Annotated in this window: 18 protein-coding genes; 7 read left to right on the forward strand and 11 right to left on the reverse strand. The window is 72.4% G+C overall.

What is annotated here, in order from left to right; translation table 11 throughout:
- Window positions 1-16: 16 nt before the first annotated feature.
- The 3 genes from ABD330_RS05960 to ABD330_RS05970 form a co-directional block, all read right to left on the reverse strand.
- Window positions 17-1,045 (reverse strand): alanine racemase, encoded by a 1,029-nt coding sequence (locus tag ABD330_RS05960; protein WP_344461476.1) that lies wholly within the window; start codon window positions 1,043-1,045, stop codon window positions 17-19.
- Window positions 1,046-1,128: 83 nt separating this feature from the next.
- The gene (locus ABD330_RS05965) at window positions 1,129-2,247 is read right to left on the reverse strand and encodes a lipid II:glycine glycyltransferase FemX (protein WP_344461478.1); all 1,119 of its coding nucleotides are present in this window, start codon (window positions 2,245-2,247) and stop codon (window positions 1,129-1,131) included.
- Window positions 2,248-2,435: 188 nt separating this feature from the next.
- Complete coding sequence (locus tag ABD330_RS05970; protein ID WP_344461480.1) at window positions 2,436-2,744, reverse strand: G protein-coupled receptor family protein; 309 nt, start codon at window positions 2,742-2,744, stop codon at window positions 2,436-2,438.
- Between the two features lie 312 nt (window positions 2,745-3,056).
- Between ABD330_RS05970 and rpsF the strand changes: the two genes are divergently transcribed.
- The 4 genes from rpsF (at window position 3,057) to rplI (ending at window position 4,893) form a co-directional block, all read left to right on the forward strand.
- Window positions 3,057-3,347 (forward strand): 30S ribosomal protein S6, encoded by a 291-nt coding sequence (rpsF, locus tag ABD330_RS05975; RefSeq protein ID WP_344461482.1) that lies wholly within the window; start codon window positions 3,057-3,059, stop codon window positions 3,345-3,347.
- A 105-nt stretch (window positions 3,348-3,452) separates the two neighbouring features.
- Window positions 3,453-4,073, forward strand: a complete 621-nt coding sequence (locus ABD330_RS05980) for a single-stranded DNA-binding protein (RefSeq protein WP_344461484.1) — start codon at window positions 3,453-3,455, stop codon at window positions 4,071-4,073.
- Between the two features lie 119 nt (window positions 4,074-4,192).
- On the forward strand, window positions 4,193-4,429 hold the full coding sequence (gene rpsR / locus ABD330_RS05985; RefSeq protein ID WP_030270170.1) for a 30S ribosomal protein S18: 237 nt from the start codon (window positions 4,193-4,195) through the stop codon (window positions 4,427-4,429).
- A gap of 17 nt (window positions 4,430-4,446) precedes the next feature.
- The gene (gene rplI / locus ABD330_RS05990) at window positions 4,447-4,893 is read left to right on the forward strand and encodes a 50S ribosomal protein L9 (RefSeq protein ID WP_344461487.1); all 447 of its coding nucleotides are present in this window, start codon (window positions 4,447-4,449) and stop codon (window positions 4,891-4,893) included.
- Window positions 4,894-5,102: 209 nt separating this feature from the next.
- Here rplI and ABD330_RS05995 read toward each other — a convergent pair whose 3' ends face one another.
- Complete coding sequence (locus ABD330_RS05995) at window positions 5,103-6,455, reverse strand: MATE family efflux transporter (protein WP_344461489.1); 1,353 nt, start codon at window positions 6,453-6,455, stop codon at window positions 5,103-5,105.
- A gap of 449 nt (window positions 6,456-6,904) precedes the next feature.
- Between ABD330_RS05995 and dnaB the strand changes: the two genes are divergently transcribed.
- Window positions 6,905-8,521, forward strand: a complete 1,617-nt coding sequence (gene dnaB, locus ABD330_RS06000) for a replicative DNA helicase (protein ID WP_344461491.1) — start codon at window positions 6,905-6,907, stop codon at window positions 8,519-8,521.
- Window positions 8,522-8,539: 18 nt separating this feature from the next.
- Here the strand turns inward: dnaB and ABD330_RS06005 are convergent, their stop codons facing one another.
- The 5 genes from ABD330_RS06005 to ABD330_RS06025 form a co-directional block, all read right to left on the reverse strand.
- Entirely contained in the window at window positions 8,540-9,727 is a 1,188-nt protein-coding gene (locus ABD330_RS06005) for a sulfotransferase family protein (protein WP_344461493.1), read from the reverse strand.
- A 258-nt stretch (window positions 9,728-9,985) separates the two neighbouring features.
- A complete protein-coding gene (locus tag ABD330_RS06010) occupies window positions 9,986-10,657 on the reverse strand; it encodes a response regulator (protein ID WP_344461495.1) in 672 nt (223 codons plus the stop codon).
- Window positions 10,654-11,970 carry a sensor histidine kinase gene (locus tag ABD330_RS06015; protein ID WP_344461497.1) on the reverse strand — a complete coding sequence of 439 codons (1,317 nt, stop codon included), beginning with the start codon at window positions 11,968-11,970 and terminating at the stop codon, window positions 10,654-10,656. Before ABD330_RS06015 ends, ABD330_RS06010 begins: the two co-directional genes overlap by 4 nt.
- A gap of 25 nt (window positions 11,971-11,995) precedes the next feature.
- Window positions 11,996-13,159: an acyltransferase family protein gene (locus ABD330_RS06020; RefSeq protein ID WP_344461499.1), complete on the reverse strand. Its 1,164-nt coding sequence runs from the start codon at window positions 13,157-13,159 to the stop codon at window positions 11,996-11,998.
- On the reverse strand, window positions 13,152-14,219 hold the full coding sequence (locus ABD330_RS06025) for an alpha/beta hydrolase (RefSeq protein WP_344461501.1): 1,068 nt from the start codon (window positions 14,217-14,219) through the stop codon (window positions 13,152-13,154). Before ABD330_RS06025 ends, ABD330_RS06020 begins: the two co-directional genes overlap by 8 nt.
- 168 nt (window positions 14,220-14,387) lie before the next feature.
- Here ABD330_RS06025 and ABD330_RS06030 point away from each other — a divergent pair, with 168 nt between their 5' ends.
- Window positions 14,388-14,939, forward strand: a complete 552-nt coding sequence (locus tag ABD330_RS06030; protein WP_344461502.1) for a DinB family protein — start codon at window positions 14,388-14,390, stop codon at window positions 14,937-14,939.
- Window positions 14,940-15,027: 88 nt separating this feature from the next.
- Window positions 15,028-15,609 carry a GNAT family N-acetyltransferase gene (locus tag ABD330_RS06035; RefSeq protein ID WP_344461504.1) on the forward strand — a complete coding sequence of 194 codons (582 nt, stop codon included), beginning with the start codon at window positions 15,028-15,030 and terminating at the stop codon, window positions 15,607-15,609.
- Here the strand turns inward: ABD330_RS06035 and manA are convergent.
- Both manA and ABD330_RS06045 read right to left on the reverse strand, forming a co-directional pair.
- The gene (manA, locus tag ABD330_RS06040) at window positions 15,599-16,798 is read right to left on the reverse strand and encodes a mannose-6-phosphate isomerase, class I (protein WP_344461506.1); all 1,200 of its coding nucleotides are present in this window, start codon (window positions 16,796-16,798) and stop codon (window positions 15,599-15,601) included. The two genes, ABD330_RS06035 and manA, sit on opposite strands and share 11 nt — an antisense overlap.
- Before the next feature lie 172 nt (window positions 16,799-16,970).
- Entirely contained in the window at window positions 16,971-18,362 is a 1,392-nt protein-coding gene (locus ABD330_RS06045) for a phosphomannomutase/phosphoglucomutase (RefSeq protein WP_344461508.1), read from the reverse strand.
- Window positions 18,363-18,822 lie beyond the last annotated feature (460 nt).

Below are 18,822 nucleotides of genomic sequence, written 5' to 3' on the forward strand. Positions count from 1 at the left end.
CGGCTCAGTGGCCGGCTCAGTGGTCGGTGACCCGGTCGAAGTGGGTGGTGGTGTGCCGGACGTTCAGCGGCAGTTCGTCGCCGGGCGCCGGGGGCTTGCTGTCGCCGGGCAGGAACAGGATGCTGACCTGCATGTGCGGCGGCTCGGCGAACCAGAGCTGGCGGCCCTCCCAGCTGTACGGCGAGAGCGTCCGGTTGACGGTGGCGAGCCCGGCCCGGGCCAGGCCCTTGGCGCGCGGCACCATGCCGTGGACGTACTTCGGCGCCTCCAGCCCGACCCCGTGCGCGGTGCCGCCGGTGACCACCAGCAGGTGTCCGTCGGAGGGAGCCTTGTGCTGGCGGTAGCCGTACCGGTCCCCCTTGGCGACCGGGGTGACGTCCAGCACGTCGGCCCGCGCCTGGAGCGCGCCGACGTCGCCGAGCCAGAGCCGGGTGCCGATCCGGGAGCGGAAGACGGTGTCCGGGAACTGGCCGCCGAGCCGGGCCAGATCGGCTGCCCCGAGGTGGCTGAGGAAGATCGTGCCGGTCGGCCGCCCGGCCGCGGTGATCGCCCGGACCCACTGGGCGACCTCGGCCACCGGGTCGGAGCCGTCCGGCCGGTCCAGCGGCAGGTGCAGTGCGAAGCCCTCGAAGACCAGCCCTTCGGTCGGCAGCCCGCGCAGGTCGGCCGGGCCGATCCCGTGCCGCCGCATGCTGGTCATGCACTCCACGACGACCCGGCTGCCCGGCGGCAGCGCCCGCAGCGCGTCCAGGTGCGCGACCGTGCGGACGACCCGGCCGGGCAGCGCGGGCGACGCCTCGCCGGCCCGGTACGGGGTGAGGACCAGCAGGTCGCCCGGGTAGCGGTCCAGCGCCTCGGCGGCCTCGGCCGCCGTGCCCACCGCGAGCAGCCCGGTGCCGAGCCGCTCGGCCTCCGCCGCGAGCCGACCGTTGCCCAGCCCGTACCCGTTGCCCTTGGCCACCGGCACCAGGCCGGGGAACTCGGCCAGCACGGCTTGCTGGTGGGCCCGCCAGCGGGCGGTGTCCACGTACAGCGACAGGGTCATCGGTTCTCTCCCCGGGAGATCTGGAACGGTGGTCCGGCGGCGGACGGGCAACACGACCGGCCCGCCGCGGTGCGCGGCAGGACTCAGCGGCGCGACATGTAGAGGTCCAGCGCCTTGTGCAGCAGCTTGTTGAGCGGGAAGTCCCACTCCCCGAGGTACTCGGCGGCCTGGCCGCCGGTGCCCAGCTTGAACTGGATCAACCCGAAGAGGTGGTCGTCCTCGTCGAGGGTGTCGCTGATCCCGCGCAGGTCGTAGAGGCCGGCGCCCAGCGCGTACGCGTCGCGGATCATCCGCCACTGGATCGCGTTCGACGGCTTGACCTCGCGCTTGTGGTTCGCGGAGGCGCCGTAGGAGTACCAGACGTGCTCACCGACCGTCAGCATCGTGGTGGCCGCGAGCGGTTCGCCCTCGTGGTAGGCGATGTAGAGGCGCATCCGGTCCGGGTCCTCACCGGCGAGCGCCTTCCACATCCGCTCGAAGTACGCCAGCGGGCGGGGGGTGAAGTGATCCCGGGTGGCCGTCACCACGTACAGCTGGTGGAAGACCGGCAGGTCCTCGTAGCCGCCCTGCACCACCTCGACGCCGCTCTTCTCGGCCTTCTTGATGTTGCGGCGCCAGAGCTGGTTGAAGCCGCGCTGGATGTCGTCGAGCGAGCGGTTGGCCAGCGGGACCTGGAACACGTACCGGGGCTGGACGTCGCCGAACCCGGCGCCGCCGTCCTCGCCCTGCAGCCAGCCGGCCTTGCGGAGCCGGTCGGCGACCTCGAAGGCGCGCGGCTCGTACCAGTCGGCCTCGACGTCGCGCAGCCGCTTGGCCTGCTTGCCGGCGATCGCCTCCTTGATGGTGGGGGCGTCCCAGCGCCGGATCACCACCGGCGGGCCCATCTTCACCGAGAACGCGCCCTGGGCCTTCAGGTGCGCCAGCATCGGCTCCAGCCACCGGTCCAGCTCGCGGTCGAACCAGTCGATGACCGGCCCCTCGGGGAGGTAGGCCAGGTAGCGCTTGAGCTTGGGCAGCTGGCGGTAGAGCACCAGCGCGGCGCCGACCTGCTCGCCCGCGTCGTCGAACCAGCCGATGCTCTCCGTCCGCCACTCGGCCTTCACCTCGCCCCAGGACGGCACCTGCATGTGGCTGGCCGACGGGCGCTTACTGATGAAGGCGAGGTGTTCGTCGCGGGTGATCGTCCTCAGGCGCAAGCTCATGCTCGGGTCTTCCTCCTCGGTCGGCCGGTCCAGGGGTGACCCTATCGCCCGAATGGTCCGTTTCGGGCGGTCTGGAGCCGACGCGACGGCGCCCTCCTCGCGGACCTGTACACAGGTAAGTACGCGAGGAGGGCGCCGGAAGTCACGCGGTCCGAGCAGCTTTGTCCGGGCTGATCAGAGCGCGGGTCTCACCACACGCCCCCGAACATCCCGCCGTGCGCGAGCCCGATGCCGAGCCCGAAGGCGGACGCGACCAGGGCGATGACCACCACGAACCGTTCGGCCGTGGTGACCGAGATGAACTGGCCCCAGAGGCCCGTGACGACTCCGGCCAGGCCGGTCCACGAGCTCATGATGTGGAGGCTGTGGAAGAAGGAGCTGACGAAGGCGAGCACCCCGAACGCGACGGTCAGGCCGACGAGGGCGTTCTCGCGGGGGTGCGGATGGCCGTCGGTGTTGAGCGTGAGCGCCGGGAATCGACGGGCGGTCTGTGCCATGAAACCCACCTCCTGGTGGATGACGAGATGCCGTTCTGTACAGATTGCGGCGGTTGGGGGTGGATCACAACCCCTATGCGTTTTGTTCGGCCGTACGGGTGCGGGTAGGCTGTGCGGTCTGCACTGGTGTAGTTGTGCCCCCCATCTGCCTCCGGCGGGATCCCCCGCGTGGTGGAGGACGGATCCGGGGCCGACTGTCGGACCTGTTCACTACGGTGAGCGGTACGTCGTCGCCGCACCGGTGCCGACGCTGCACAACCCTCCTGCCACGGATAGACCGTGGCCGCTGAGTCCAAAGGAGGTGGGTTACTCATGCGTCACTACGAGGTGATGGTCATCCTCGACCCCTCGGTCGAGGAGCGCGCTGTCTCCCCCCTGATCGAGAACTTCCTCACCGTCGTCCGCAATGGCGGCGGCAACGTGGAGAAGGTCGACACCTGGGGTCGCCGCCGTCTGGCTTACGAGATCAACAAGCAGTCCGAGGGCATCTACTCGGTCATCGACCTCAAGGCCACGCCTGAGGTCGTCAAGGAGCTCGACCGCCAGTTCGGACTGAGCGAGTCGGTTCTGCGGACCAAGGTCCTGCGCCCGGACACCCACTGAGCCACCCCTTGACGCCCTAGGGCGTCGGGTGGTTCACGTCCTGTGTTTCACGTGAAACATGTGGACGAGCACCGCAGAACTTCTTTCCGAGAGGTCATCACCACCATGGCAGGCGAGACCGTCATCACCCTCGTCGGCAATCTCGTCGACGACCCCGAGCTGCGCTTCACCCCTTCGGGTGCCGCGGTCGCCAAGTTCCGCATCGCTTCGACGCCGCGGACCTTCGACCGTCAGACCAACGAGTGGAAGGACGGCGAGAGCCTCTTCCTCACGTGCAACGTCTGGCGTCAGCCCGCGGAGAACGTCGCCGAATCGCTGCAGCGCGGCATGCGCGTCATCGTGCAGGGCCGACTGCGCCAGCGGTCTTACGAGACCAAGGAAGGCGAGAAGCGGACGGTCTTCGAGGTCGAGGTCGACGAGGTCGGCCCGAGCCTGCGTTCGGCGACCGCCAAGGTCACCCGGGCCAACCGGTCCGGTGGACAGGGCGGCCCCGGCGGCGGTGGCGGCTTCGGTGGTGGCAACGGCGGCGGGTACGGCGGAGGCGGCCAGCAGGGCGGCGGCGGTTGGGGAGGCCCGAACGCGGGCGGCTCCGGCGGCGGCCAGTCCGGCCCGTCCGACGACCCGTGGGCTTCCAGCGCTCCCGCCCCTGGTGCGAACCAGGGTGGCGGCGGCGGTTGGGGCGCCCCTCCGGCCGGTGGCGGCTACTCGGAAGAGCCTCCGTTCTAAGGAGCTCCGGCTCTAAGCGGTGCGCGCCGAGCCCTCGGGCTCAGGCATGCTGAGAGATTTCGTGCGATCCGTAGGGTGCCTGGCACCTCTCGGCTCGTGAACCCCAAATGGAGCACACAATGGCGAAGCCGCCTGCTCGCAAGCCGAAGAAGAAGGTTTGCGTCTTCTGCAAGGACAAGGTCAACTACGTTGACTACAAGGACACGAACTTGCTCCGCAAGTTCATCTCCGACCGCGGGAAGATCCGCGCTCGCCGGGTGACCGGCAACTGCACCCAGCACCAGCGCGACGTCGCCACGGCCGTGAAGAACAGCCGTGAGATGGCGCTGCTGCCCTACACCTCCACCACGCGCTAAGAGAGGGTGACCGAAACATGAAGATCATCCTCACGCACGAGGTTCCCGGTCTCGGCTCGGCCGGCGAGGTCGTCGAGGTCAAGGACGGCTACGCCCGCAACTTCCTGGTCCCGCGTGGCTTCGCCATCCGCTGGACCAAGGGCGGCCAGAAGGACGTCGACGCGATCCGTCGCGCCCGCAAGATCCACGAGATCCAGACCCTTGAGGCTGCCACCGAGATCAAGGGCAAGCTCGAGGGCCTCCAGGTCAAGCTGGCCGTTCGCTCCGGCGACGCCGGCCGCCTGTTCGGCTCGGTGACCCAGGCTGACGTCGTCGAGGCCATCAAGGCCGCCGACGGCCCCGCCGTGGACAAGCGCGCCGTCGCGATCGCCTCGCCGATCAAGACCGTGGGCACCCACCGCGTCTCGGTCAAGCTGCACGCCGATGTCCAGGCCAACCTCGACGTCGCCGTCGTCGCTGCCTGAACACCGCACCTGCGGTAGTTGTACTCAAGGGCCGGGCTCCCTCCGGGGAGCCCGGCCCTCGGGTTTTCCGGCACCCGGATCCCGTGCCCTCCGGTCCCGGGCTCCCGGGTTTTCCGGTTCGGGGGTTCCCGGTTCGGGGGTTCCCGGTTCGCGGGGCTGCTCATGTGGCCGTTCCGCCCGCCCGGGCCCTTCCGCGGGCGCGGCCGGGCTCAGGCCCGGACGGCTCCGGTGACCAGCCAGGCCCCGGTCCGGAAGCGCCGCCACAGGAAACCGCCCCGGACCAGCATGAACAGGTTCATCGCCCACCAGAGCGCCGCCAGCCCGCCGCCCAGCGCGGGCACCGCGACCGCCGCCGGGGCGAAGACCGCCAGCGTGCCGAGCATCGCCCAGGCCAGGTAGGTGCTGTCGCCGGCGCCCATCAGGACCCCGTCCAGCACGAAGACCAGCCCGCCCACCGGCTGGGTCAGCGCGGCCAGCAGCAGGACGGTCGACAGCTGGTGCCGCACCGCCGGATCGGCGGAGAACAGCGGCACGTACAGCGGCCGGGCCAGTGCCATCAGCAGCCCGAGCACCAGCCCGGAGCCGATGCCCCACTGGACCATCCGGCGGGCGGCGGCCCGGGTGCCCGGGACGTCCGAGGCACCCAGGTAGCGGCCGATGATGGCCTGGCCGGCGATCGCGATCGCATCCAGCGCGAAGGCCAGGAAGACCCAGAGCGTCATGGCGATCTGGTGCGCGGCGACCTGGGCGTCCCCGAGCCTGGCGGCCACGGCGGTGGCGATCATCAGGACGGCCCGCAGGCTGAGCGTGCGGACCACCAGCGGCCCGCCGGCCCTGGCACAGGCCCGTATCCCGGCCAGGTCCGGGCGCAGGCCGGCCCGCTCGCGGCGGGCGCCTCGGACCACCACCACGAGGTACCCGGCCGCCATCCCGCTCTGGGCCAGCACGGTGCCCCACGCCGAGCCTGCCACGCCGAGGCCGGCGCCGTAGACCAGGCCGAGGTTGAGCAGGATGTTGGCGCCGAAACCGCCGATCGCCACCAGCAGCGGAGTGCGGGTGTCCTGGAAGCCGCGCAGCACGCCGGTCGCCGCCATCACCATCAGCATCGCGGGGATGCCCAGCGAGCTGATTCGCAGGTAGCTGACGGCGTACGGGGTGGCGGTCGGGGAGGCGCCCAGTGCGGCGGCGGCCTGCGGGGCCAGCGCCAGCATCAGTGCGACCACGGCGACGGAGAGCAGCAGGGCGAGCCAGATGCCGTCGATGCCCTGCTGGACGGCGGCCCGCCGGTCGCCGGCGCCGATCCGGCGGGCGACGGCCGCGGTGGTCGCGTACGCGAGGAAGACGAAGACACCGGTCGCGGTGGAGAGCACCGCGGCGGCGACCCCGAGGCCGGCCAGCTGCGGGGTGCCGAGGTGGCCCACGATCGCCGAGTCGGCCATCAGGAAGAGCGGCTCGGCGACCAGCGCCCCGAAGGCGGGGATCGCCAGTGCGAGGATCTCCCGGTCGTGCCGGCGGCCCGGTCGGCCCTGCCGGTCCTGCCGACGTGCTGGGGCGGTTGTCATCGGGCCAGCGTACTCATCCACAGGTAATGGGTACAAGGTGCCAGAGGTGCTTACTTCTCGACCGGCCCCGAGGGAGCTGCGGGCTGGCTGCCGACCGGGCGGCCCGCCTGTGTGAACTATTTCTCATGCACAGCCGATTGGGGGAGTAATGGCAGGTCAGAGCATTGACGCCGAGTAGATGGTGTGGTTATCCACAGTGATGTCCACAGAGTTGTGCACAGGTTCGAGGCAGTTACCCACAGGTGGGACCCCTTCATCCACATGCCCTGTGGATAACCATCTTGGCCGATCGGCTCCCGGCCCCTTAGCGTGGACGCTTGTCCGGCGCAGCCGTCCGCGCGACACCGCCCGCCCGGTGCCGGATTTGTCCGTGCGGTGGCGTATGAAAGAAGGTGCGCCATCGGCAAGGCCCGCTCCAACCCGCACCAACCGCTGATCGGGGAACACGCGTGACCGGCCCCCAGTACGACGACCACGACGTACCTCCGCCGCCGGAGGACGACTGGCAGCCGTCCGACGAAGCCTTCCCCGCCGGACCGTTCCCGGACGGACCGGGTGACCGGCTGCCCGTGTCGCGCAAGGGCGACGGCGGCGGCAAAGGCGGATCGTTCCAGCGCGGCGGCTCGGGCGGGGGGTCCGGCTCGGGCTCGGGCGGCTCGGGCGGGCCCGGCGGCTTCGGCGGTGGGAAGAAGAAGCGGGACGACGACTCGGGCGAGGGCCGGCAGCCCGCCGACGGCTTCGAACGGGTGCCCCCGCAGGACCTGGCGGCGGAACAGTCCGTCCTCGGCGGCATGCTGCTCTCCAAGGACGCCATCGCCGACGTGGTCGAGGTGCTCAAGCCCCTCGACTACTACCGGCCCGCCCACGAGCTGATCCACAGCGCCATCCTCGACCTCTACGCCCGCGGCGAGCCGGCCGACCCGATCACCGTCGCCAGCGAGCTCACCAAGCGCGGCGAGCTGACCCGGGTCGGCGGCCCGGGCTACCTGCACACCCTGGTCAACTCCGTCCCCACGGCGGCCAACGCCGAGTACTACGCCGAGATCGTCCACGAGCGCGCCGTCCTGCGCCGCCTGGTCGAGGCCGGCACCCGCATCGCCGGCATGGGGTACGCCGCCGAGGGCGACGTGGACGAGATCGTCAACGCCGCCCAGGCCGAGATCTACGCCGTCACCGAGCAGCGCACCAGCGAGGACTACGCCCCGCTGGCCGACATCATGGAGGGCGCCCTCGACGAGATCGAGGCCATCGGCTCCCGCCAGGGCCAGATGTCCGGCGTCCCGACCGGCTTCGCCGACCTCGACGCCCTCACCAACGGCCTGCACCCGGGCCAGATGATCGTCATCGCCGCCCGGCCGGCCATGGGCAAATCGACGCTCGCCCTGGACTTTTCCCGTGCCTGCTCGATCACCAACGGTCTACCGAGTGTGATCTTCTCGCTCGAAATGGGGCGTAACGAGATCGCCATGCGACTGCTCTCGGCCGAGGCCCGGGTCGCGCTGCACCACATGCGGTCCGGGAACATGACGGACGACGACTGGACGCGCGTCGCCCGCCGGATGCCGGACGTCACCGCCGCGCCGCTCTACATCGACGACTCGCCGAACCTGTCGATGATGGAGATCCGTGCCAAGTGCCGCCGTCTGAAACAGCGCGCCGACCTCAAGCTGGTGGTCATCGACTACCTCCAGCTGATGCAGTCCGGGGGCTCGCGCCGTGCCGAGAGCCGGCAGCAGGAGGTCTCCGACATGTCGCGAAACCTGAAGCTGCTCGCCAAGGAGCTGGAAGTCCCGGTCATCGCGCTGTCCCAGCTGAACCGTGGCCCGGAGCAGCGGACGGACAAGAAGCCGATGGTCTCCGACCTGCGTGAATCGGGCTCGATCGAGCAGGACGCGGACATGGTCATCCTGCTGCACCGCGAGGACGCCTACGAGAAGGAGTCCCCGCGCGCGGGTGAGGCCGACCTGATCGTCGCCAAGCACCGTAACGGCCCGACCGCCACCATCACGGTCGCCTTCCAGGGCCACTACTCCCGCTTCGTCGACATGACCCGCGACCTGACGTAGGAGTCCGGGCACAGCGGGTCAGGCCGGGTCGACCTCGGTGCGGAGGGTGTTGTAGTCGGCGAAGGCCGTGGCGACGTCGGCGTGGGTCAGGCCGTAGCGGGACAGGTCGTAGCTGTGCGGGCGGGTGCCCCTGGGGCGGGCGGTGACCGTGGGGAGGCGGGCGGCGTCGGCGGCGGTCCAGCGGGCGCCGATGGACTCGTAGAGCTTCGGGGCGCCGGTGGCGGGGTCGGAGCCGAGCCAGGAGTACGGGACGTCGACCAGGGCCTCGCGGGGGATCGCGGCGCGGGCCGCGAGGCCTCGGGTGGTGGAGCGGCTGAGCAGTTCGAGCCAGGTGGCGCCGATGCCGGGGAGGTCGAGCGGGTGGCGGGTGATGGCCATGCCGTGTTCGACCAGGCTGCAGAAGGAGGCCACGACGGCGGCCGGGTCGCGGTGGGTCCAGACGATGGTGGCGTCGGGGAAGACGGTGCGCAGCGCGTCGAGGTTCTCGGTGTGCAGGGGGGATTTCAGCACCCAGCGGCGGCGGGGGCGGCCGTACTGGAGCACCTGGAAGACCTGCTTGAGGTGGCGGTAGTCGGGGACGAAGTCCCGTTCGCGGTGGTGGGCCCGGTAGGCGGGGATGTGGGCCTGGGAGAGCGGCATGACGGTGTGCGGCAGGGCGTGGGTGCACTCGTCGGGGCTCTCGGCGGCCAGGGGGTGGATGTCGCGGAAGCGCGGGGCGAACAGGTTGATGCCGCCGGCCATCAGGCGGGCGGTGGTGACGGCCTTGCGCTGCTGCGCGGGCGGTCGTTCCAGGTCGGGGGTGAGGAGCTCCCAGAGCAGGGGACATCGGTGCCGGTCCGAGAGGGACAGCACGCTGTGGGTGAGGGTGGTGGCGGTGCGCGGCAGGCCCACGACGAACACGGGCCGTTCGATGGGTTCCCGCTCGATCGCGGGGTTCTCGGTGATCAGCCGCCGCAGCCGGGCCCGGTTGGTGAGGTGCCTGCGGACGTGGGCCTGTGCGGACAGCCAGCCGACCGGGGTGAGGTTCTCGTCCGCGGCCCAGTGGCGCAGGAGGAAGCGGAAGTCGTCGACGAACTGCTGGTCCCCGTCGGCCTGTCCGGTGGCGGCGACCAGCCGGTCGAAGGCCCGGTCGGGGGTGCGGCGGGCGCCGAAGCCCGGCCGGAGCAGCAGATTGGCGAGGGTGAGGGCGGCGGGGGCGGAGGGCACGGGTGCGGGTTCCTTCCGGCGGCGGGGTGGGCAGGGGAGCGCTGGGCGTCCAACTGCCTTGCTGTGCCCATGACATGGGTGCTCTGAGGCTGCCCACCCCGCCGCCCTGGCAACCTTCCGCGGGGCGGCCGCCGGCCGTTGCAGCCAGTCCTGCTCGGGGGTCGCTGCTCGGAGCGGGGTGGCGGCGCCGGTGACGCACCGTCAACATCGGTCTGTTGTGGACGAATTGACGGCTCAGGTCGGGCTCTCCGGTCCGGTTCAGTAGCCGGTCGGGCGGACCAGGCCCGTCTCGTAGGCGTGGACCGCTGCCTGGGTCCGGTCGCGGAGGCCCAGTTTCACCAGGATCCGGCTCACGTGGGACTTCACGGTCTGCTCGGCCAGGACCAGGTTCTCGGCGATCTCCGCGTTGGAGAGCCCCTGGGCGATCAGGGACAGCACCTCGGTCTCCCGCTCGGTCAGGTCGCCGACGCGGACCTGGCGGGGTGCGCGGGGGGAGCCGGTCGTCCGGGAGAACTCGGCGATCAGGCGCTTGGTGATGTTGGGTGCGAGCAGTGCGTCGCCGTCCGCCACCACCCGTACGGCCTGGGCGAGTTCGGCGGCGGAGGCGTCCTTGAGCAGGAAGCCGGAGGCGCCCGCGCGGAGCGCCTCGTACACGTACTCGTCGAGGTCGAAGGTGGTCAGGACGAGGACCTTGACGGTGGCGTCGGCCGGCTCGGTGATCCGGCGGGTCGCTTCTATGCCGCCGAGGCGGGGCATCCGGATGTCCATCAGGACGACGTCGGGGCGGAGTTCGGCGACCTTCTCGACGGCTTCGACGCCGTCGACGGCCTGGCCGACCACCTCGATGCCGGGTTCGGCGTTGAGCAGCACCGTGAAGCCCTGCCGGACCATCATCTGGTCGTCGGCTATCAGTACGCGGATGGTCGTCACGGCGTGTCCTCCACGGGGACGGTGGGTGCGGCAGGAGCGGCGGGTTCGGCCGGGGGCGGGGTGGGCAGGATCGCGGTCACCTCGTAGCCGCCGTCGGGGGTCGCCCCGGTGGCGAGTTCGCCGCCCAGCATGGCAGTGCGCTCGCGCATGCCCAACAGGCCGTGGCCGGCCCCGGGCGAGGGCGGGGCGGGTTGCTCCGGTGCGGTGTTGGTGACCCGGACGGTGACGCCGGAGGGGTGGTAGCCGACCTCGACCCGTACCGTCGCCCCGGGGGCGTGCCGCATCGCGTTGCTGAGCGCCTCCTGGGCGATCCGGAACGCCGACAGTTCGATGCCGGGCGGCAGCGGGCGGGGGGCGCCGACGGTCTCGGTGGTGACGGTGAGTCCGGCGCCGCGGACGTTGCCGACCAGCTCGTCCAGCCGGTCGAGGGTGGGTTGCGGGGCGTGCCGTACGCCGTCCGACGGAGTGTCCTCGGAGCGCAGGACGCCGAGCACCCGGCGCAGTTCGGTGAGGGCCTCGACCGCGTTCTGGCGGATGCCCGCGAGGTTCTCCCTCAGCTCGGCGGACGGGTTCTCGGCCAGGTGCACGGCGACCTGCGCCTGGATGGAGATGACCGACATGTGGTGGGCGACCACGTCGTGCAGCTCGCGGGCGATCCGGCTGCGCTCCTCCAGCAGGGTGCGCCGGGCCCGTTCCTCGGCGGTGAGCTCCTCCTGTTCGACCAGCTGCCGGCGGGCCAGCCGGCGGCCGCGCAGCAGGCCGCCGACCACCACGGCGACCGTGAGGAACGCGATGGAGGGCGTGAGGGTGTGCTGCTGGTCCTGCCCGAGGAAGCGCGCACAGCCGACCCCCAGCAGCAGGGTGATCGCCAGGGTCTCGGCGGCGACCCGGGGGCGGGTCCGCAGTGCCAGCAGGAACAGCACCGCGACCTGTGCGGTGAGCCCCGGGCCGGTCCAGGGGAACAGGGCGTTCGAGCCGCTCGGCGCGTGCGTGGTGCAGGCGGTGAGGAGGGTGACGAGGGTCGTCGCCCACCAGGCGACGACCGGGCGGAACAGGGCGCCGACGACCGCCGCCGACTGGATTCCGCCGAGCAGTAGGCCGATCGGTACGCCGAGGTGGTAGGCGAAGGCGTACTGGTTCGAGGAGCCGGCCAGCAGGACCGCGGCGGCCACCACCAGGAGCACCAGGATCGCCGGTATCCAGTCCTGCGAGCGCTGCTGCCAGCGCGGCGGCGGCTCGGCGGCCCTCGTCCAGAGGTCCTCCCGCAGGGCGTGCGGCACCGCCCGTAGGACCTCCGCGAGTTGCTTCGCCATGTTCTCCCCCTTCGGAAGATCCACTCTAGGCATGTCGCACCGTCACCGTCCGGGCGGGACGCCCCTCGTGGGCGGCCGGGCCGGTGGGCCGCGGCTTCGCCTGCTCGTACGTGCGGAACGCGGCCCAGCAGACCAGGAGCGCCAGGGCGAACACCGGCAGCCAGGCGAGCCGGGCGAGGACCCAGCCCGGCCCGTCGGGCACGGTGTGCAGACCGGGGAGCGGCCGGCCCGCGAGCAGGCCGGTCGCGGTGACGGCCATCAGGGCGGTCTGGTGCCAGAGGAAGACCGTCATGGCGGAGAGGTTGACCAGGGCCACCGCCGCCCAGGCGGCCGGGCGGGCGAGCAGGCGCCGGAGCGGGCCGAGCAGCAGCAGGGCCGCTCCGCACTGGGCCAGGCCGAAGGTGACGGCGGCCAGGGTCGGCGGGTCGAGATTGGAGATCGCGGCGCCGGGCACCCCGACCATCGAGGCCGGGTAGCCGGCCAGAAGGACCAGGGCGGCGGTCGCGGCCGCGCCGCCGGTGAGCAGCAGCAGACCGGTCGTCCGGCTGCGCAGCTCACCCCGGGCCCAGGCCGCGCCGAGGCAGTACGGGACGAGCCAGCCCGCCGCGACGTTGAGCCAGCCGAGCCAGGCCGGGCCGCCGAGGCCGAACCGCGTCCAGTCGACCAGCAGGACGACGGCGAGCGGCCAGGCCGGGTGCAGCCGGGCGGCCAGCGGCGTCGCGGCTGTCAGGGCGGCGAAGACCAGCAGGAACCAGAGCGGCGAGAGGACGAGCTTGAGCAGGGTGTGCACGGTGGCCGGGCCCACCCCGGAGAGCAGCAGCGCGCCCGCGGTCACGCCCCACACCGTCAGCAGGGCGGCGACCGGCCGGCTCAGCCGGGCCGTCCTGGCGCCGAGCCACTGCCGGTAGGTCGTGCCCCGGGCCCGGGCGGTGGCGTAGCTGCGCACCGCCACCTGCCCGCCGACCAGGAAGAACACCGCGAGGGTCTCGAACGCCCAGGAGGCCGGGGCGAGTCGGGGCATGTACTGGAGCGGGCTGGCGCCGTGCAGCGTGCCGCTGTCGCTGACCAGGGCGGTCACCAGCCAGTGGCCGGACACCACCCCGAGGACGGCGACGGCGCGCAGGGCGTCGACGGCGCGGTCGCGGCCGGGCGGGGTGGCGGCGTCGATCCGTCGGATCAGGTCACGCATGGCGGTCCTCCGAAACCTGGGTCTGCGGGGTCTGCGGTGCCGGAAGCGGTGCTGTCTGCGGGGTCCGGGGGTCCTGGCCGGCGACGATCCGGGCGATGCTGCGCAGCGGGACGGAACCGGGCCGCAGGTAGTCGCTGTGGCCGCCGTCGCCCGCCGGGAACACCTGGGCGCCGAACTCCGGCGAGACCGGGTCCGTGCCGAACCCGATGCTGGTGAAGAGCAGCGGGAGCCGGACGTGCGGCACGTCGCTGATCCAGTCGCCGCTGCCCCGGCCGGCCCAGACGGTGGCCCGGGTGTGCAGCCCGGCGATGTTGTCGGCGCCGGTGCCGGGGCTGCCGTACAGCACGATGTCCGCGACCTGCAGGCCGTTGCCGCCGGTGGCGCCGGCGGCGGCCCGCCCGCAGACCACGGAGCCGTAGGAGTGGCAGAGCAGCGAGGTCCGGGCGGTCGGCCTGAGCGCGTGCAGTGCGGCGGTGAACTGCCGCAGTGCGGGGGCCGCTTCGTCCGCGCGGCCGGGCGTCAGTACCTCCGGGCTCACCGTGCCCGGGGTCCGGTAGCCGAGCCAGGCGATCACGGCGGCCTGGGGGCCGAGCTGCCGCTGGAGGGCCACCGCGCCGGTCCGCAGGCGTTCGTACGTGTCGAGGTCGGTGTCCGAGCCCGGTACCAGGACGGCGATCAGCGCGGCGCCGGACAGGTCGCCGAAGACCTCGGTGGTGCGGCCGCCGTCCCGCCCGTCGAAGGAGAGGAACTGCCGCCCGGGTGCGGCCATGGCGTCCAGCGCGGCCGCCCGGGCCCGGTCGCCGTGGTCCGCGGCCGTCCGTTCGGCCGCGCGGACGGCCGCGCGGTCGGCGGCGTAGCGCTCGTCCAGGGCGGCGGGTGTCGCGGTGGTGAGGGGGGCGAGGGCGGCCGGTACGGGTGCCGGGACCGCGCCGGGGCGGGCCGCGCCGGACAGCGGCAGGGCCACCGAGGCGGTGACGAGGGCGGCGAGCAGGGTGCGGCGCAGGCGGTTGCCGCGTGTCCTGCCGGCGTGCGCGCTGCTGCTGGTCGGGCGGGGCGCCATGACGGGTGGTCCTTCCGGGCCGGGGGTGTTCGGGTCTGTGGCGCCGAAGTTATTGAGGGCGGGGCGTAGTTGGCGCCCCGCCAGGGAGTGCACCTGCCGGGTAGCTCTCAAGTACTAGGGGTAGGGGGCGGGTGGTGCCGTCCGGGTGGCACCGCGATGATGGCGGGCATGACCGCACCCGCCAGAAGAGCCGATCTCCTCGTCGACGCCGACCGTGACCGCAGGCTGTGGGCGCCCGCCAACGGCGGTGAACGGGCCATGCTGGTGGACTTCCTGGGGGCGCAGCGGGCCACGCTGGTGCTCAAGTGCGCAGGGTTGGAGGCGGAGTTGGCCGAGCGGTCGGTGGCGCCGTCCACGCTCTCGCTGCTCGGGCTGGTCCGGCATCTCGCCGATGTGGAGCGCCGCTGGTTCCGGCGGGTGCTGGCCGGTCAGGACGCCCCGCCGCGCTTCTCCTCGGCGGCCGACCCCGACGGCGACTTCGACGGCGCGGTGTCCGACCCGGCGGTGGCCGCCGGCGCGTGGGAGGCCTGGCGGGCGGAGGTGGCGTTCGCCGAGGAGTTCGTCGCCGCCGCACCCGGCCTGGACGTCGAGGGCGAGGACGGCTGGCGCGGGACGGTGTCGCTGCGCTGGGTGCTGATGCACCTGGTCGAGGAGTACGCCCGGCACAACGGGCACGCCGATCTGCTCCGGGAGCGGATCGACGGCGCGATCGGCATGTGAGGCGGGCGAGGCGGGCGAGGCGGGCGAAGGCTCCCTGACACGCTCTAGCATGTGGCCGACGTGCCAGGTTGATCATGGGGGAGCGGTCGTGCAGGACAGAACGGTGTTGAGCGGGGGCGTCCGTCCGGGGCCGGCGGGGGAGCCGGCGGCGGTCGTGCTGCGGCCCTGGGGTTTGGCGGACACCGACCCGGATGTGGTGCTGGAGGCCTACCGGGACCGGGAGTTGCGGCACTGGCTGAAGAGCTCGATGGAGACCCGTGCGGACGCGCTGCGCTGGTTGGAGGAGCAGCGGCGGGGCCGGGACTCGGGGGAGCGGATCAGCTTCGCGGTCGTCGAGGGGGACGGCGGCCCGGTCGGGCACGTCGTCCTGAAGGGCCTCACCCCGGGCGGGCCGTCCGCCGAGGTCGGCTACTGGACGGTGGCGGCCGCCCGGGGGCGCGGTGTGGCCTCCCGGGCGGTCGCGGAGCTCACCCGCTGGGCGTTCGAGGCCTTCGGCGCCGACGGGCTGGTGCGGCTGGAGCTGTTCCACCAGGTCGGCAACGAGGGCTCCTGCCGGGTGGCGGAGCGCAGCGGGTACGGCTTCGTCCGGGAGCTACCGCCGCTGGGGCCGTCCTCGGGGCCGGGTCATCTGCATGTCCGCAGCCGCCCGGAGGCGTCCGTCAGAGGGTGACGGTGGCGCGGAAGACGGTGGCGCCCGGGCCGGTCAGCCTGGTCCAGGTGCCGGCGCCGGTGGCGGGGAGGAAGGCGGACTCGCCGCGGGCGAGGGTGAGGGTGCCGCCGTCGGGGGCGGTCAGTTCGGCGCTGCCCTCGGTGCAGAGCAGGATCTGCGCGGCGCGGCCGTCCACCTGGCGGGCCTCGGCGCCGAGCAGGTAGCGGGAGAGCCGGAACTCGTCGATCGGCACGGGGTAGAGCTGCTCGCCGGAGGCGTCGGCGACCGGGCGCAGCACGTCCGGCGCGCTGCCCCGGAAGGTGAGCACCCGCAGCAGCTCGGGGACGTCCACGTGCTTGGGCGTCAGGCCGCCGCGCAGCACGTTGTCGGAGTTGGCGAGCAGTTCGACGCCGAGACCGCGCAGGTAGGCGTGCGGCAGGCCGGCGCCCAGGTAGACGGCCTCGCCGGGCTGGAGCCGGAAGTGGTTGAGCAGCAGGGCGGCGAGCAGCCCGGTGTCGCCGGGGTACTCGCGGGCGGCGAACGCGTACCCGGCGAACTGGCCGTCGGGGTCGGCCGCGGCCGCCTTCTCGACGGCGGCGGCGACCTCGGCGACGGTGGTGGCGGCGGTCTCGCCGGTCATCGACAGCACGGTCGCGAGCGCCTGGCTGAGCGCCTCGGCCTCGGGCTTGTTCAGCAGCAGCTCGATCAGCGGGGCGAGCGCGGGGGTGTCCAGGGACTCCATCAGCGCGGCCGCGTCGGCGGGGGAGCGGAAGCCGCACAGGCCCTCGAACTCGTCCAGCGCGCAGATGATCTCGGGCTTGTGGTTGGCGTCCTTGTAGTTGCGGTGCGGGGCGTCGAGCGGGACGCCCCGGGCCTCCTCGTCGGCGAAGCCGGTGCGGGCCTGTGCGAGGTCGGGGTGGGCCTGGATGGAGAGCGGGGTGCCGGCGGCGAGCACCTTGAGCAGGAACGGCAGGCTCGGGCCGAACTTGGCCACCGCGTCGGCGCCGAGCTCGCGCCGCGGGTCCTCGGCGATCAGCTCGGCGAGCGAGCGCTCACCGCTGCCCCGGTCCACGTGCGACGGCGAGCCGGGGTGCGCGCCCATCCAGAGCTCGGCCTGCGGCTCGCCGGTCGCCTCCCGGCCCAGCAGCTCGGGGATGGCGGTGGCCGATCCCCAGGCGTACGGGCGGACGGTGTTGACGAGCCTGTCCATGAACGTGGTCCTTCTGCTCTCTGGAGTACTACCGCGGTCGCGGTACTGCTGCCACCCGGATCCGGCAGCGCGGAGTAACCGACCCTAGCCGAATGTGCGAACGGAAAGGTGAACGGCCCGGTACGGTCCGCTGCGGGCGGGACCGGCCGGGCCGTTCGGGGCGTGCGGTGGGTCAGGTGCGGACGAGGGTGAGGACGGCGTCGCGCAGTTCGGCCATCTTCGCGGGGTCCTTGGCCTCGACGTTCAGGCGCAGCAGGGGTTCGGTGTTGGAGGGGCGCAGGTTGAACCACCAGTCGTCGCCGGCGACGGTGAGGCCGTCGAGGGTGTCGGTGGTGACGCCGGGCAGGTGGGCGTAGGCGGTGCGGACGGCTTCGGTGCGGCCGGCCTGGTCGGCGACGGTGCTGTTGATCTCGCCGGACGCGGCGTAGCGGTCGTATGCGGCGGTCAGGGCGGAGAGGGTGCGGTCCTGGTGGCCGAGGGCGGCCAGGACGTGCAGGGCGGCGAGCATGCCGGTGTCGGCGCGCCAGAAGTCGCGGAAGTAGTAGTGCGCGGAGTGTTCGCCGCCGAAGACGGCGTCGGTCTCCGCCATTTCCTGCTTGATGAAGGAGTGGCCGACGCGGGTGCGCAGCGGGGTGGCGCCGAGTTCGCGGACGACCTCGGGGACGGTCCAGGAGGTGATCAGGTTGTGGATGATCACCGGGTTGCTCTCGCCGTTGGCCTGGGCGCGGGTGATTTCGCGGGCGGCGACGAGGGCGGTGATGGCGGAGGGGGAGACGGGGTCGCCGTTCTCGTCGATGACGAAGCAGCGGTCGGCGTCGCCGTCGAAGGCCAGGCCGATGTCCGCGCCGACCTCGCGCACGCGGGCCTGGAGGTCGACGAGGTTGGCCGGGTCCAGCGGGTTGGCCTCGTGGTTGGGGAAGGTGCCGTCGAGTTCGAAGTACAGCTCGTCGATGTCCAGGGGGAGGCCGGCCAGGACGGTGGGGACGGTGTGGCCGCCCATGCCGTTGCCGGCGTCGACGACGACCTTCAGGGGGCGGATGGTGGTGAGGTCGACCAGGCCCAGGAGGTGGTCGGCGTAGCCGCGCAGGGTGTCGCGGGCGGTCAGCGTGCCGGGCTTCACGTCCGGGGCCGGGGCGGGGACGGTGACGGTGTCGTCGGGGGCGGTCCAGGACTCGACGAGTTCGCGGATCGCGGTGAGGCCGGTGTCCTGGCCGACGGGGGAGGCGCCGGCGCGGCAGAGCTTGATGCCGTTGTACTGGGCGGGGTTGTGGGAGGCGGTGAACATCGCGCCGGGCAGGTCCAGGCTGCCGGAGGCGTAGTACAGCTGGTCGGTGGAGCAGAGCCCGATCTCGACCACGTCCGCGCCGTGGGCGGCGGCGCCCTCGGCGAACGCCCTCGACAGGGACGGGGAGGAGGGGCGCATGTCGTGGCCGACCACGACCGCGGACGCGCCGACCACCTGCACGAACGCCGCGCCGAACGCGCGGGCCAACGACTCGTCCCACTGGTCCGGCACCACGCCCCGGACGTCGTACGCCTTCACCAACTGCTTGAGGTCCCGCACTACCGCTCCACCCTGCTAGGTGCGGTCAGGCCGCACTCTCTCGGTCGACACCGGCGCGGGGACGCAGGTCCGGGGCCGTCGGACCTGCGCACTTCGGGGAAGCGCTGCTGGCGGCGAGGCCGGACGCGAGGGACCCTGCTTCGCGACCCACGGGTGTTCAGGTTTGAGCAGGAAGACTACCTAAAGAAGGAGCAGGGCCGGGCGGGCGGCCCAGCCCTGGCGTCAAATCGGACCGGCCTGCCGTTGTACCATGCGGATTCTTGACATCTTCGTACTTGTGGGCCCATCCCGTGACGTGCATCGCCGATCCGTCCGTCGGCTGCGGGCTCGCCGCTCCTTACAGCTGCTTCGAAAGGCTTCAGACGTGACTGCCCCCAAGGAGACCACCTTCGCCGATCTCGGCAAGGTGTTGGTGATCATCCCGACCTACAACGAGGCCGAGAACGTCGAGCGGATCGTC

Origin of the sequence: Kitasatospora kazusensis, assembly GCF_039529945.1 — a bacterium.
GTDB classification, from domain to species: Bacteria; Actinomycetota; Actinomycetes; order Streptomycetales; family Streptomycetaceae; genus Kitasatospora; species Kitasatospora kazusensis.

Bases quoted from the DNA above. Each gene is read 5' to 3' on its own strand.
- ABD330_RS05960 (WP_344461476.1), bottom strand. From the start codon at position 1,045: ATGACCCTGTCGCTGTACGTGGACACCGCCCGCTGGCGGGCCCACCAG.
- ABD330_RS05965 (WP_344461478.1), bottom strand. From the start codon at position 2,247: ATGAGCTTGCGCCTGAGGACGATCACCCGCGACGAACACCTCGCCTTC.
- ABD330_RS05970 (WP_344461480.1), bottom strand. From the start codon at position 2,744: ATGGCACAGACCGCCCGTCGATTCCCGGCGCTCACGCTCAACACCGAC.
- rpsF (WP_344461482.1), top strand. From the start codon at position 3,057: ATGCGTCACTACGAGGTGATGGTCATCCTCGACCCCTCGGTCGAGGAG.
- ABD330_RS05980 (WP_344461484.1), top strand. From the start codon at position 3,453: ATGGCAGGCGAGACCGTCATCACCCTCGTCGGCAATCTCGTCGACGAC.
- rpsR (WP_030270170.1), top strand. From the start codon at position 4,193: ATGGCGAAGCCGCCTGCTCGCAAGCCGAAGAAGAAGGTTTGCGTCTTC.
- rplI (WP_344461487.1), top strand. From the start codon at position 4,447: ATGAAGATCATCCTCACGCACGAGGTTCCCGGTCTCGGCTCGGCCGGC.
- ABD330_RS05995 (WP_344461489.1), bottom strand. From the start codon at position 6,455: ATGACAACCGCCCCAGCACGTCGGCAGGACCGGCAGGGCCGACCGGGC.
- ABD330_RS06015 (WP_344461497.1), bottom strand. From the start codon at position 11,970: ATGGCGAAGCAACTCGCGGAGGTCCTACGGGCGGTGCCGCACGCCCTG.
- ABD330_RS06020 (WP_344461499.1), bottom strand. From the start codon at position 13,159: ATGCGTGACCTGATCCGACGGATCGACGCCGCCACCCCGCCCGGCCGC.
- ABD330_RS06025 (WP_344461501.1), bottom strand. From the start codon at position 14,219: ATGGCGCCCCGCCCGACCAGCAGCAGCGCGCACGCCGGCAGGACACGC.
- ABD330_RS06030 (WP_344461502.1), top strand. From the start codon at position 14,388: ATGACCGCACCCGCCAGAAGAGCCGATCTCCTCGTCGACGCCGACCGT.
- manA (WP_344461506.1), bottom strand. From the start codon at position 16,798: ATGGACAGGCTCGTCAACACCGTCCGCCCGTACGCCTGGGGATCGGCC.